Here is a 13,462-nt window from a genome sequence, read left to right on the forward strand (position 1 = left end):
GGGCAGGTGTTTTTACAAAATACGAAAGCCAGGTGGTCCATGATGTCGAAAGTCGAAACTGAGCAGTTTTCACAGCTGCATACACCCTATAAGCTCGGCCGTCCGGTGCTGCAAGGATCGGGAGTGGAAGGCAATTTTGATTCGCAGGCCGTCGATTGCCCCTTTGTTTTTGCCCATCAGGATTGTTTCTATATGATGTACGTCGGATATGACGGAATTGGCTATCAGACAGCACTAGCAACAAGCTCCAATTTAATGGAATGGGAGCATAAGGCGATTATCCTCCCGCGATTGAAAACGGATGAAAGATGGGATCATGTGGGTGCTGCGGGATCTTGGATGCTGCTGGAATCAAATGACTTGTACGACCTGCCACGACTCAAAAAGTTAGATAATCGCTATTGGATGATATACCACTCCTACCCGGATAAGGGCTATGAAGCAGGTGGAGCCGTGATGGGATTGGCATGGACAGAGGATGAGAACTTACTGGAATGGCATAGGCTGGATCTGCCTATCTTTACACATAAAGATGGAGCGGATTGGGAAAAGGCAGGGTTATATAAAAGTTGTGTCATCGAGCATGAAGAGAGGTATTGGATGTTCTACAATGCGAAGAGAGATGAGAAGTGGCCATGGAAAGAAGAGACAGGACTCGCCTTCTCGAGCGATTTAATCCATTGGGAACGTTATGAGAAGAACCCCGTACTTGAAGTAAAGGAAGGGAGCTTTTTCAGTCGATTTTTCAGTGATCCGTGTATTAAACATGATGGTCATCAGTGGGTAAATTTCGCATTTGGTTTCGATGGTGATCATGCACAGGGTGCTCTGGCGGTATCCGACGATTTAACGGTTTGGAGCTGTGGAGAACATCCTTTAATTCCATACGGGGAACAAGGGGAACTTGACGAAATCCATGCCCTAAGTCTAATATCATCTATTGGAATGGAATTCTATATCATTTTTATTGCGCTTGCAGGTATTATAAACAAGATGACCTTACAAAGTTGGAAATATTTGAAGGACAATATGAGTTTCGTTGTATTGCAGTTGCGACCAGTAAATCAATAACTATTGAAGAGATTAATTAATGAAGGGAAAGGGCTGCAGATATGCCTAAAATCATGATGGCTTTTCCTCAGGGAAAGCATAAAGTTTTGACAATGAGCTATGATGATGGTAAAACCGCCGACATCAAGTTAGTGAAAATTTTCAATAAGTATGGCATGAAAGGAACGTTCCATCTTAACTCGGGGATGCTTGGCATAGATGGCCGTATAGCGGAAGAGGAGGTTGCTACGCTGTATCGCGGACATGAGGTGTCCGCACATACGTTGACGCATCCTACGATTGCAAGGTGTCCGAGGGAGCAAATCATAGAAGAGATCTTCGAAGACAGGAAGAGATTGGAGCGTTTGGTTGGCTATCCAGTAAGTGGCATGTCATATCCTAATGGTTCTTACAACAAGGAAATTAAAGAGATGCTGCCTTATCTGGGAGTGGAGTATGCAAGAACTACGCAGAGTACGGGGCAATTTGCGATGCCTGACGATTTGTTCGAATGGAAGCCTACATGCCATCATAATGCGGACTTGATGAATGTGGCGGAAACTTTTGTAAACTTAAATAAAAAGCAATATCTGTACATGATGTATGTATGGGGGCACAGCTATGAGTTCGATCATGATCATAATTGGCCATTGATAGAAAGCTTCTGCGAGTTTATCGGGAACAGGTTGGATATCTGGTGTGCGACCAATGTGGAGATCGTGGATTATCTAAAAGCATTTCAAAATCTCAAATTCTCAGCTTCATGTCAATTCGTGTATAATCCCTCCGCGTTATCCGTATGGCTTCAAGTAGACAATCAAATTGTTGAAGTTAAGGGCGGCAGCCAAATCGCATTCACGAGTTAAGCTCCGAATTAATAACAAAGCAGCTGTGATGTTTACCACGCAGCTGCTTTGTTTTTTTATGCCTTACTCCCAACCGATCGTTTGAAACGTTCTGGTTTCCGCAGATTCCCTCGCTTTGAGACATTGGAGTGCACTGATTAACCCATCATCAAGCGTGCTGACGGATGTGCCGCGCCCTTGCATGAGTTCGATGAAATTGCTGGCGAGCATGCGATCACCGCCAAAATGATCCTCCTCCGCACTGATCTGATATGTCTCAACTCTCGGCGTATGATGCATGAATACCTTGACGATGCCTGTATTAAAATCGAATTCCACCGTCCCTTTATAGCCGAGGAAGCGGGCACCGCGCGAGGCTGCTTGTTTACGTGCAAAAAAGTTCTGTGAATACGAAACGTGCATACCGTTTTCATAATAAAAGAGAGCACTTCCGGAATCCTCATTGCCGGTATCCTTGGCGAAGCTGCAGTATGCCCATTGATCTCGGATGTCAGGAGCAGCGAAAGCAGTGCTTTCTTCGCACGTTTTGTTCTCGTTGCAATCCACACATTTCAAACCAGCGGGTTTGTCTCCTTTGAAAATTTGTTTGGATGTCATTGCACACACGCTTACAGGCTGCATCTGCAGCACATGGTTGATGTAATCAAAATCGTGTGTCGCTTTTTGCAAAAACAATCCACCCGTTAACGCTTCATCACGGTACCAGTTATGGAAATAGACGCCGCCGTAAGGGACATTATTGATGGCTTGCACATGCTCAACCGTGCCGATTTTGCCTGAATCCACAATTTCCTTGACCAACTGAACAATGGAAGTCACCCGCAGCGGAAAAGATACGACTACAGGCGTTTGAGTTTGTGCACCTCTTGCTTTTAAACGGAGAAGGTCTGTCATCGTTGTGGCTACTGGTTTCTCAAGAAATAAAGGAATACCGGTCGGCAGTACCTTCAAGGCCATTTCGGTGTGCAGCAGGCACCGCGTGCCGATGAGGATGCCATCCAATTGCGTTGAAGCAATCATCTCCTCGGGTGTATCCCTAAAAATTGTGTCCATCAATTGTGGCAGTCGTTGCTGCTGAATTTCTTGTTTTCTAATATCCGCGATCGCTGCTATTTGGCAAGAAGCGTCCTCTTTCATCATTTGCTGGATAACACCTTGAATGCGATTTCCATAACCAATAACACCTAACTTCATTTTATTTTCCTCCTTGGCAGTTGTTAAACTATTTCCTATTATAAAGAGGAGAATTGTAGATAGATTTGTCATCAAAGCCGCATTTTTTGTTTTTTAAGAAAGAGAGGACGACATGACAATAGAGCTGGAACGTGTTTATTTGAATCTAACGATAGAGATCCGCAGTATCATTACAATGTATTATTTTGAGTTTGGCAAAGATTATGTTTTCTCGGGGGAAAGTCACGACTTTTGGGAAATGGTATATGTGGATAAAGGGGAAGTCGAAGTGCTGGCCGATACTACTAAGCATATCCTCAAACAAGGCTCCCTGATTTTTCACAAACCTAATGAATTTCATAGCTTTACGGCCACGCATGGAAGAGCCCCGAATGTGATCGTCATTACGTTTGACTGCTACTCGACAGCGATGGAGCAATTCGAGAACAGGGTGTTTCAGCTTCAAGATGAGGAGAGAAACTTGCTTGCTCAGATTATTGAAGAGGGAGCCAACACCTTCATCTTTCCTTTTAAATATCCGTTAATCCGCAAAGAGAATTCACTGATCGGCAGTGAGCAGTTGTTGAAGAACTATCTGGAGATGTTCCTCATTATTCTGCTGCGTAAAAAGACGCATCAAGAGAACGATCAGTCGCTATCGTTCCTGCCTAAGGAGAAGGATGAAGTACAGTTGGTAACGGCTATTATCCGTTTCCTGGAGGAGAGGCTTGAATCCCAAATATCCTTAACGGAAATTAGCCATCATTTTCATGTAGCCAAAACGAAGCTGAAGGACTTGTTCGCTAAACACACAGGTAAAAGCATTAAGGAATACTTTATGCTGATGAAGATCGAAAAGGCCAAGGTTTCCATTCGGGAAGATGTGCACAATTTTACAGAAATATCCCGGCGACTTGGTTTCAGCAGCGTTCATTATTTCTCCAAAGCTTTTAAACGGGTATGTGGGATGAGCCCTTCGGAATACGCGAAGTCTGTGAAGGCAAGAAGTCGGATTGAGACGGTGGAGTAATAATTTAGCCAAAAACTGTGAGAGGCCCATGCAATTGCGCATGGGCCTACTCGATTTCTTTTCGTTCAAGCCATAATTAGCTTTCCAATACTTGTCGGTCCTCTAACAAGCGATTGCGCAATTCAGCGTAATCGACTTCCTGGACCGATGTACCGTGCTTGATGGCTAATGCCGCTGCGGTAGCAGCCGATTGTCCTAGGGTCATGAACACCGGCTCCATCCGGATGGAGCCGTAAGCGATATGGGAAGAGGAGAGGCAGATAGGCACCAGCAAGTTGAGGCACTCTTCACCCTTGGGAATGATGGATCGGTACGAAATGGAGTAGGGGCCGGAAGGCCGAACCTCAACGTTGCCTTCATTGATGCAACGGCTATCAATGACGATGCGCCGGCAGTTGTGAGAGTCCATCTGATAAGCGGCGAGCCCAACGAAATCGGACACTTTGCGGTAGCCACGACAGTCGTCTTCGGTCATCACCAGGTCCGAAATCATTCTTCGCGCTTCGCGAATGTAAAGTTGTGGAGACCAGCCTCCGAAATCCGTATATTCATCAGCGGCCAGAATGACGCCTGAAGATATATACTGGGGTGCTAAGCTTTCGATGGCAGAAATGATCAAATCAGGAACAACAGCTTTTGCCGACATGTACATCCATATGAACGAAATTGCTTCAGCGGTACAAGAAGTTGGTATGCGTGCTTCATTGACGAGAGGGTTGGTTTTTCTTCAGGACGATGGAGGTAAAAGGTTAACAGAAGCACTGAAACTGGTAGAACGCTGGAATGGAAAAGCTGAAGGTAGGATTTCAACTATGTTGGGCCCCCACACCGTACACGTGTCCCCCAGAAGCATTAAGGAAAATCGTAAATATTGCAGAAGAGATGAACCTTCCTATACATATCCATTTAGCCGAAACAAAGGAAGAAGTAATTAAAATTCAAGAAAAATACAACCAGACGCCCACGGAATATTTGTATAATGAAGGTCTCTTTGAAAGATCACATGTTCTCTTAGCCCATGGTGTGCATCTGAACCGACTTTGAACTGGAATGATCCAGCTTCACCTTCTCCTTGGACAAAGATACAAAAACAAGATTTTATTAATCGTTCTAACGCGGTATTCCTAAAACTGTTAGTGGAATTGGGAGAAGAATTTGAAGTAATCAACGACGTAGACTGCTGTATACTAGGAGAATAATCCAGAATGTCTTATCACGATTCGTTGAGCTAACGGTGAACGATAGTTTAGAAGCTTGCGTTGTCACGGCTCCTTTTTGTTTGTTGAACTAACAGAAGAGTACTATGAGATATTCAACTATACAGGAAGGGATGAATGGAGCTATGCGTAATTCACCGAGGATTTCAGAGGAACACCTTCGATCCTGTCTAAAGGAGCAGTATGATTTGACTCCCGCCACACTTGAGTTTCTTCCCCTTGGACTTGATTACAGCTCCGCAGTGTATCATGTGGTTAGCGAGCAGGGTACTGCCTATCTGCTCAAAGTCACGTCTAGGCCTTTATACGAACCACAATATCTGGTTCCCCGATATCTCAACGATCAGGGGATTACATGTGTCGTGGCTCCCATTTCTACCAGGAGCGGCACCCTGTGGACTCATCTAGAGGATTGGACTGTCGTTGTCTATCCCTTTATCAACGGGGAGTCAAGCTTCAAGGGGATGTCAGCCGAGCAGTGGAATAAGTTGGGGACCATCTTTAAACGGATTCACCAGATCATTTTGCCGCCTGAAGGATTTAAGTCGCTCCGACAGGAGACCTTTGATCCGACGGAATATGTTCGATGGATACGAACCTTTGAGGATCAATTTGCACTCTTTGAAGGCGGAAGTACATTGGAGCGTACACTTCGTGCTTCTTGGGTAGAGCATAGGTTGACAATACACACGAAGCTGACCTCATTGGAAAAGCTGGCAGGGTTGCTCCAATCGCGAACAATCCCGTACGTAATATGTCACGCGGATCTGCATCCAGCCAATTTGATCCGAGATCAGGCTGGGCAAGTGTTTGTAATCGATTGGGACGAGGTGATGTTCGCTCCCAAAGAGCGTGATTTCATCTTTGTCAGGCATCCACATGCCCATGCATTTTTTCAGGGGTACGGAGCCGTAGAGGTAGATGAGAAGGCGCTCACATACTACCGCTTAGAAAGGGTCCTTCAGGATCTAATTGAGTGTGCTCGATACGTGTGGATCAGGGATGATTTAGGGGAAGAAACCAAGGCGGATGCCATCAAGTTGTTTCAAGGTATCTTGGCGGAGGAAGCAGCTTGGTAGATCGTAGTATTCATCTTTTTTATTAATACCCATTTTGCGTGAATCATTTCGATAGTTCTATCACGACATGAAGGCAGCCGGTAAGATTTTCTGCTGCTTTTTCTAAGCTAACGGGCAGGAAGTTTAGTAACGGTGAGCCATGCTTACTGTAGCGACGTGTTATAAAGGAAAGGAAGCGTGGAAAGAGTTCACGCTGCCATTGTAAATCAATTGTATCATCTCCCCTAGACCTCTGCGGTGGGTAAAACCAAAATCAAACCGCCAGAGGTCTTTTTCTTTTTTTGCAATCAGGTTCAGGTCGGGAATGGGATCAAGTTCTTGTCATTTATGACATCAAGTTCTTGTCGTCATCCGACGACGACGACATGTCCAATGACACAAAAGTGCCTACATAATTTTATAAATAAATGCCTGAGAATCAGGCTTTTTTATTTTTATGTGGGAAGATTTGTGTCATCAAAAAATGCACAAATGTCCCTGCATTGTAGTCTTACGACACAAATTCACCTACTTTGTAGAAACTTGAATTCGTGATTTCACCACCTTATTTCATTCAACTAACAGGCAGTATACTGCGGTAATAAATTCAGGTACTAGAAATAGATAGCACTATTGAAGTAAATCAAAACATCCTATAATTTAATTGAAAGTAGATTTATATGGGAGTCAATAAATTAGATTGTATTTCAAAATATAAATTATGCAAGTAAACATTATGATATCCTCAGCTGTGCGATCAAGCAGAAGCCACTCCTCTTCACATTGCGATGGTCTGAGTTGGCATCACGTGGGAAGGCATCTTAACGTACACTACGTCGGCGGCCGTTAGTAGCCGCTTTTGGTTTTCTCCAGTACCAAAGTGTGCTAAAGATGAGATAGAGTCCCATGACTGCCGCAAGCAGAATAAGGGTGAAGTCCGGCATGTTCTCCATGGAATCAAGCCAACCGATTCTTTTCATGCCGAACAAACTGATGTTAAACACGATCCCAATCAGCATAATGGACCATATGGATGAAAGGCGTACATAGATGGATCCATAAATGAATCCTAACGCTACACCCAGAAGCTGCATCGCAATTCCTCCCGGCTGCAACGCCGCAATAATCAAAGCGATGACTACAATTGGCCAGAATACGTGAACATGTTTCCGGGCTTCGTTAAACATGATACCAAAGAAAAGGATCAGCTCAAGTGCGGTGGTGAGCACTGAGGAAAGTATAATGTAAACGAAAGGAACAGAGGCGAAATATTCTTCTGTAAAATCATTGAACGTTGTAATGTTGTAGTAAAGAAGTAGTTTCATGGAGGCAGCGTTTAATAAAGTGAACGCCAGTCCGATTGTTATCATGTGAACCGAAAAGCTCGGACTGATCGGCGAGAAGCTACTAAGTCTCCAGAAGCTTACCGGTGTCTGTTTCAAAAGCCGATATTTAATGGCGTAAACAATTGCGGAAAGAGCGATTGTAATTACAAGTACCATGAATACCTGGATTGGGATGTTCTTTCCTTTTCCGAACTGCCCCCATCCTAATACAGGATCAATGACGATATTATAGAGGAAGATCACTAAAATGATGATCGTCAAATAGAGTAAGTAATTTCCCAGCATCGATAAATATCTCTTCATGAGAATCGCCGCCTTTCATTTTCGATAAATAAACTAACTCACCCATTTTCAGATTATTCCTTATCCGTGAATAATATAATAACTCGTTTTTTATTTAGCGAAATATAGTGCATTCCTGCAGGATGGTTTGAATATTTCGATGAAATAAAGAGTGATTTATTATGAATCTCCCCCTTCTGTCGAATAGATGCTTAATAGGTGGAAACAAATTTTTATGACTCAAGGAGTAGAAGGACTTCTTGAAGCTCGGCGAGGTAAGGGTAGTACCAGAGGAGTGTATTAAGTTCCCCTTAAAATGGGGATTTTTTAGTTTAAATCGCCAATGTTTGTGTCGTTTAAGATGTAGGGAAGTGGTACTTCATTGTGCTAACGGGCAGGATTGTTGAATGAATTGTTGAAGTTATAAAGGTAAGTACATTAATCTGATGAAGAAGTGGTATAGGTGAAACTATGAAATAAGATAAGAACAAACTGATGTGGGCATTTCTATCAAGTGTTCTATAATGCAGGGGGTGAAGACTTGAATCCGAAATTCAATCATCCAAAATTCGTGGTTAGAAAACAGATACTTTCTCTAGTTGGCGCTAAAATCGATATTTTCGACATTGATGAAAGGGCAATTCTGTTCTCGAAGATGAAAGCCTTCAAGCTGAAGGAAGACATCCGAATATACGGGGATGAAACAATGCAAAAAGAGTTGATCAGCATTCAAGCGCGAAGTGTTATTGATTTCTCCTCAATCTTCGACGTAGTTGATGTAGAAACCGGGCGCAAGGTAGGTTCTTTGCGGCGCAAAGGGATGAAGTCTATCTTCAAGGATGAATGGGCCATTTTGAGCCCCAATGATTCGGAGATCGGATTGATTAAGGAAGATAACGCGCTGCTTGCTCTTTTGCGAAGGTTCCTGACGAATTTGATTCCTCAGCATTACAACGTAGAGATGAACGGGACCAAGGTCGCAGAGTTCAAACAAAATTTCAACCCGTTCGTTCAAAAGCTAAACCTTGATTTCTCCGCTGACAACAACGACAAGCTTGATCGCCGCTTGGGCTTAGCCGCCGCGGTGCTATTGATCGCCGTCGAGGGCAATCAGGGATAGAAGCATAATAGTTTTAAAACAACGTCACCACGAAGCGTGGTGACGTTGTTTTGTAAGTATAAGTCCACCTACGGTTCATTATAGCTCCATTAAGTTAACGGGGAGGATAACGCAACACCAACAATAAATAAATTTGTAGAGAAGGTACTGTGAAGGAGGAGTTAAATGGCTGACTTTATCTTGAGAAAATAAAGTATTTTCTTAGTGCTTATACTAAAATAAGGCTCTTTTTAAAGCACTACATGTCAATAAATGCTCAGTTAAATATCTCCGTTCTGTTCATTCGTACTTTTGATTAAATCACAAATGACCCGCAGGATGAGCACTTTTTTAAAATGTCCATCTTACGGGTCACCGTTCAGAGTTGAGGTTATTATAATCATATTCCCCGACTATCCCAACACTGACTGTAATTGCCTTGAACAATACCGGAGAGAACAGTTTAGTTGAGTCCTTGTCCTTTTCGGTGTAATTCAAAATGATCGTTTTTGGTTCTGAGAGGTACTTCACCTCGAACGTTGCTTGCATCGATAATCTTGAACGATTTTGTATCTGGAAATGCGTTCTACAGCTTTCTCAATCGATGTTTTGCCAACCTCATGCGCCTTGACTTGTTATTTCTTCGATGGTGTTTCAGTTTTGTGTTCAATAACTTGTAATACTTTTGGTTCAATAGCTTTTGACAATTGTTCATGTGAAAGATTGTTTTTAGGAACATCACCATTATTTTCACCTTGAATTTGTAAATCAGCCTGTGTTTTTGCAATGACATCAATCACTTGTTGTTTAGAGATATTTTTAGATGCTGCAATCTCCACAACAGATTTGCCTTTTGCTAATTCTTGTTTTAATTCTGTTGGGCTAATTTTTAGTAAAGAAAACAGTTTTGCATCATTTAAAAAGACATCAGCAAAATAATCAGGCTTACCATCTCTAGAGAATAAACCTTCTACTTTAATGTTTGAAGGTGTAGTCTCACCTCCGATCAGAGAAAGACTAATTGTATTGCCCTGAACAAATACCTGGTAGAACGGTGTTTTTGATCCCTTTTTGGTGTAATTCAACATCAACGTTTTTTGATCCGGGTTCTCCATTTGCTCCATAGCAAACTCGTACTCTTCGATGTGGCCATACATTTTATCAATGAGATAATCTACCTTTGCCTTGATTTCCTGATCGGTTAAAGCAATGAGTGGCTTCACCTTAGGCTCCCAATTCTCTTGATTCACGTGTTCAATCTCACCCGTAATACTGTTTGTATGTAGGGTAAACTTTTTGCCGGTTCCTCCTTTTTCCTGGAGTATGATGCTTGTTTGGACACCTTGAACGTTGCTTGCATCGATAATCTCAAACGATTTTGTTTCAGGAAATGCGCTATACAGCTTCTCAAGTGTTGCATTGCCAACCTTATCCTCTTTGACTTGTTCAGCAGTCAATGGTGTTCTAGTAAGCATTTCAATCAGGGTGGGGGCCGCAAATGCTGCGGTTGGAATCAAAAGCGCAGCAGCAACTATTCCACCAATTAATCGTTTTTTCATGTTTTTTTCGCTCCTTTTTGGTTGCAAATATTGAGAATAGGATTGTTCTATTCGTTTGGAAATGACCGGTGGGCACTCCATAGTTTCTGCCTCTTTGCGCAGATGTTCACGGATTTTGCGTTCAATAGTCATTGATCTTTTTCATCCTTTCCGGGGGGGAGATTCCATGAGTTTTTCGAAGCGCCTGGAGGCCAGCGTGATATCTGGACTTGACTGTACCCAGCGGAATATCGAGCAAAGTCGCAATTTCCTCAAGCGTATAGTCGTGAAAAAAGCGAAAGATAATCACTGTCCGCTGTTTGTCGGTCAGTTTTCGTATTGACTGCGAAATCATTTGGTTCGTCTCATCCATCAAAGCAGTATGTTGATCCCAATGAGACTCTTCCCGAGAGAAGGCACAGATACGTTCAAAAATTCGGAATCTCCTCCAGCTCTTGACCCGAAATCTCTGCACTTGACGAATTACCAAGCCGTGTAGCCAAAAGTGGAAAGGACGGTTCGTATCGTAGTTAGCAAGTGAGGTCCACATTTGCATATAAATCTCATTCATGACATCTTCCCGATCCTGCTGATGATCCACCAGAAAGGAGACTGTCCGGTAGATGTCCTGATAGGTGGTATCATACATCGTATGAAACGCCTGCTGATCACCATCTTTCATTTGTTTGAGTAATTGGTACATATCATTTTGCATTCAGAGGGCCCTCCTGAGTAAGCAGCTTACACACTATATTGTCCCTCAATTAAAAAAAGGTTCGGTTCTTTATTTTTTTTTTTTAACGGCTTAGTGTCGGCGGCCATCGATCAGGAAGACAAACAGGAGTGCAACGACCGTATGGCAGCCGTGGCCAGTCTAGTGCTTTAAGATTGGCTGCCTTTTATTATGTTAACGGGCAGGATAGTGCGAAAGTTATTGATCAAAATGTTGCCCTTAATTTCTTTAATGTTGATCAAATAAAAGCAATAAGACAACCATCATTTCAATAGTTGTCTTATTGCTTTTATATTAATTTGTAATTTTGGTTGGATCAAATCCAATAGGGAATATTTCTTCAAAGCGGTCTTTTATCTCATACATGTTATACCAAACATCAGCAATGACATCCGGATCTCCGACTGTTCCGGATTGTATCATGGTCCCGATTGAGAGATGACCCACAAATACGCCTTTTTCTTTCAACTCGTTGTGCAGGTTTGTAGCATAATTACGAATACCAGACATAATGATTCCGCCATTCCCAACAATAGGCAAAGGGAACATAGCAGACAAACCTGTTGTAAATAGGATTGCACCAGAACCGTTATTTATCATCTCAGGCAATACCTCATTGACCGATAGAACGGCAGGCAACAAATAGCTGTTTATTTGTTCTAATACGCTCTCAGGTGTTGTTTCCAACACGTTTGTAAATTTATCCCACCCTGCATATGGGCTGAATTCTAGCACATCGATAGAACCAAACTCATTTTTAGCAGCCTGAATGGCTTGTTTTAAAGCAGCTAAGTCTGTGACATCGGCTACAAATGATTGTGCTTCAATATTAAGTTCTCTAAGTTCTTTCAATATAATTGATAATTTGTCTGGGTTACGCGAAATGACAGCCACCCTGAACCCTTTCTCTCCGAATTTTTTGGCTAGAGACAAACCTAATCCAGGACCTGCACCAACTATTACAATAGTTTTCATTTTTCATTAACTCCCTCATCTGTGATATATTAAAATAACACATGTTGCTTTAATAGATAATATACAGCCCAATATATAATGCAACAACCAACAATCGGTATGAGAATGTTGCTATAGCAACAAGATTAATAAACTGTCGGGTGAAAGGATGGAGAGATATGGCCACAAAGGTAATGAATGTACGAACGACACAAACGAAGCAGTCATTGATTAACGCATTTCTCCAATTAGTTTCAAAAAAGGATTTTGAGAAAATAACAATAGCTGATATAACAAAAGGAGCACAAGTTAATCGGGCTACATTCTATGCACATTTTAATGATAAATACGAATTATTGGACTATATAATGGGGGACTCCGCATCAGCTGCAGTCGTAAAACGAACTAAAGGTGAAGTGAAATTCGATCAAGACAGTATATTCCAACTAGTTTTAGCATTATGTGATTTTTACCAACAACCGAACATTCAATGTCGCAGTAGCTATGTAGGCTTAGTTGTACCGCAATTGAAGGAAAAAGCAGTGAATGAGTTAAAGGTTTTTTTGTCTCAAAGTCTAGAATATATCTATACAGATGATGAGAAGAATATTTATGTGCCTATTTTTGCACAAGTTATCCATGAAGGTGCCTTACAATGGGCCACTGGAAATACTCTTATGGGTAAAGAAGAAGTCGCCAAAAGGGTTGCAGTATTAGTAATTGGTGGATTTCAATCTTCTGAACGTACGTTAAGCTAACGGGTAACTATAGCACAATAAACAGGGAGCATATCACCGCGGTAGCTGCTCCTTGTTTTACATTCAAGTAACGGGCAGCGGTTAAGCGAGATACGATCCAGGCGAACGCGCATAGTATGCGCAGCTGAATTCACGATCTAAGAGTGGATAGCTCCTGCCGTATGAAGAGAAGGAGACTACAAAAATGAGTCATATGGCAAAATAAAAAGCACCACTTGGGTGCTGTAAGCTGAGCTGATATTTCGGCACTTGGGGCTGCGCCAGGATTTTATTTATAAATCATCGTAAAAGTTCGGTTGTGCATGCGTCAAATCCACGCTATATGACTTTTTTCAACATGAGCAAACACAGCACGATA

12 protein-coding genes and 1 pseudogene are annotated in these 13,462 nt (G+C 42.3%); 7 read left to right on the forward strand and 6 right to left on the reverse strand.

The window, feature by feature from the left end:
• Window positions 1–42 precede the first annotated feature (42 nt).
• A complete protein-coding gene (locus AC58UU_RS16670; protein WP_497317406.1) occupies window positions 43–1,071 on the forward strand; it encodes a hypothetical protein in 1,029 nt (342 codons plus the stop codon).
• A gap of 41 nt (window positions 1,072–1,112) precedes the next feature.
• Window positions 1,113–1,916: a polysaccharide deacetylase family protein gene (locus tag AC58UU_RS16675; protein ID WP_497317408.1), complete on the forward strand. Its 804-nt coding sequence runs from the start codon at window positions 1,113–1,115 to the stop codon at window positions 1,914–1,916.
• Window positions 1,917–1,979: 63 nt separating this feature from the next.
• On the opposite strand, the gene AC58UU_RS16680 is transcribed toward AC58UU_RS16675, so the two are convergent.
• Entirely contained in the window at window positions 1,980–3,110 is a 1,131-nt protein-coding gene (locus AC58UU_RS16680) for a Gfo/Idh/MocA family protein (RefSeq protein ID WP_497317410.1), read from the reverse strand.
• A 112-nt stretch (window positions 3,111–3,222) separates the two neighbouring features.
• Here AC58UU_RS16680 and AC58UU_RS16685 point away from each other — a divergent pair, with 112 nt between their 5' ends.
• Window positions 3,223–4,119, forward strand: coding sequence for an AraC family transcriptional regulator (locus AC58UU_RS16685; RefSeq protein ID WP_497317412.1), 897 nt, complete (start codon window positions 3,223–3,225; stop codon window positions 4,117–4,119).
• A 76-nt stretch (window positions 4,120–4,195) separates the two neighbouring features.
• On the opposite strand, the gene AC58UU_RS16690 is transcribed toward AC58UU_RS16685, so the two are convergent.
• On the reverse strand, window positions 4,196–4,771 hold the full coding sequence (locus AC58UU_RS16690; protein WP_497317414.1) for an FAD-dependent oxidoreductase: 576 nt from the start codon (window positions 4,769–4,771) through the stop codon (window positions 4,196–4,198).
• Here AC58UU_RS16690 and AC58UU_RS16695 point away from each other — a divergent pair.
• Both AC58UU_RS16695 and AC58UU_RS16700 read left to right on the forward strand, forming a co-directional pair.
• Window positions 4,674–5,154 (forward strand): annotated as a pseudogene (locus tag AC58UU_RS16695) (amidohydrolase family protein); the annotation flags it as partial. The gene AC58UU_RS16690 and the pseudogene AC58UU_RS16695 sit on opposite strands and share 98 nt — an antisense overlap.
• A 370-nt stretch (window positions 5,155–5,524) precedes the next feature.
• Window positions 5,525–6,415 carry a phosphotransferase enzyme family protein gene (locus AC58UU_RS16700; protein WP_497317416.1) on the forward strand — a complete coding sequence of 297 codons (891 nt, stop codon included), beginning with the start codon at window positions 5,525–5,527 and terminating at the stop codon, window positions 6,413–6,415.
• Window positions 6,416–7,215: 800 nt separating this feature from the next.
• Here AC58UU_RS16700 and AC58UU_RS16705 read toward each other — a convergent pair.
• Window positions 7,216–8,043 (reverse strand): hypothetical protein, encoded by an 828-nt coding sequence (locus AC58UU_RS16705; RefSeq protein ID WP_497317418.1) that lies wholly within the window; start codon window positions 8,041–8,043, stop codon window positions 7,216–7,218.
• 520 nt (window positions 8,044–8,563) lie between these two features.
• Between AC58UU_RS16705 and AC58UU_RS16710 the strand changes: the two genes are divergently transcribed.
• Window positions 8,564–9,142 (forward strand): LURP-one-related family protein, encoded by a 579-nt coding sequence (locus tag AC58UU_RS16710; RefSeq protein WP_497317420.1) that lies wholly within the window; start codon window positions 8,564–8,566, stop codon window positions 9,140–9,142.
• 614 nt (window positions 9,143–9,756) lie between these two features.
• Here AC58UU_RS16710 and AC58UU_RS16715 read toward each other — a convergent pair.
• From AC58UU_RS16715 to AC58UU_RS16725, 3 genes are all read right to left on the reverse strand, one after another.
• Window positions 9,757–10,680 (reverse strand): hypothetical protein, encoded by a 924-nt coding sequence (locus AC58UU_RS16715; protein ID WP_497317827.1) that lies wholly within the window; start codon window positions 10,678–10,680, stop codon window positions 9,757–9,759.
• 121 nt (window positions 10,681–10,801) lie between these two features.
• Window positions 10,802–11,374 carry a sigma-70 family RNA polymerase sigma factor gene (locus AC58UU_RS16720; RefSeq protein WP_497317422.1) on the reverse strand — a complete coding sequence of 191 codons (573 nt, stop codon included), beginning with the start codon at window positions 11,372–11,374 and terminating at the stop codon, window positions 10,802–10,804.
• A 312-nt stretch (window positions 11,375–11,686) separates the two neighbouring features.
• Entirely contained in the window at window positions 11,687–12,367 is a 681-nt protein-coding gene (locus AC58UU_RS16725; protein WP_497317424.1) for an SDR family NAD(P)-dependent oxidoreductase, read from the reverse strand.
• A 158-nt stretch (window positions 12,368–12,525) separates the two neighbouring features.
• Here AC58UU_RS16725 and AC58UU_RS16730 point away from each other — a divergent pair, with 158 nt between their 5' ends.
• Window positions 12,526–13,104 (forward strand): TetR/AcrR family transcriptional regulator, encoded by a 579-nt coding sequence (locus tag AC58UU_RS16730; RefSeq protein WP_497317426.1) that lies wholly within the window; start codon window positions 12,526–12,528, stop codon window positions 13,102–13,104.
• Window positions 13,105–13,462: the final 358 nt, after the last annotated feature.

It is taken from the genome of Paenibacillus sp. JT22N1 (assembly GCF_059692155.1).

Bases quoted from the DNA above. Each gene is read 5' to 3' on its own strand.
- AC58UU_RS16730 (WP_497317426.1), top strand. From the start codon at position 12,526: ATGGCCACAAAGGTAATGAATGTACGAACGACACAAACGAAGCAGTCA.
- AC58UU_RS16705 (WP_497317418.1), bottom strand. From the start codon at position 8,043: ATGAAGAGATATTTATCGATGCTGGGAAATTACTTACTCTATTTGACG.
- AC58UU_RS16675 (WP_497317408.1), top strand. From the start codon at position 1,113: ATGCCTAAAATCATGATGGCTTTTCCTCAGGGAAAGCATAAAGTTTTG.
- AC58UU_RS16685 (WP_497317412.1), top strand. From the start codon at position 3,223: ATGACAATAGAGCTGGAACGTGTTTATTTGAATCTAACGATAGAGATC.
- AC58UU_RS16720 (WP_497317422.1), bottom strand. From the start codon at position 11,374: ATGCAAAATGATATGTACCAATTACTCAAACAAATGAAAGATGGTGAT.
- AC58UU_RS16680 (WP_497317410.1), bottom strand. From the start codon at position 3,110: ATGAAGTTAGGTGTTATTGGTTATGGAAATCGCATTCAAGGTGTTATC.
- AC58UU_RS16715 (WP_497317827.1), bottom strand. From the start codon at position 10,680: ATGAAAAAACGATTAATTGGTGGAATAGTTGCTGCTGCGCTTTTGATT.
- AC58UU_RS16690 (WP_497317414.1), bottom strand. From the start codon at position 4,771: ATGTACATGTCGGCAAAAGCTGTTGTTCCTGATTTGATCATTTCTGCC.
- AC58UU_RS16670 (WP_497317406.1), top strand. From the start codon at position 43: ATGTCGAAAGTCGAAACTGAGCAGTTTTCACAGCTGCATACACCCTAT.
- AC58UU_RS16725 (WP_497317424.1), bottom strand. From the start codon at position 12,367: ATGAAAACTATTGTAATAGTTGGTGCAGGTCCTGGATTAGGTTTGTCT.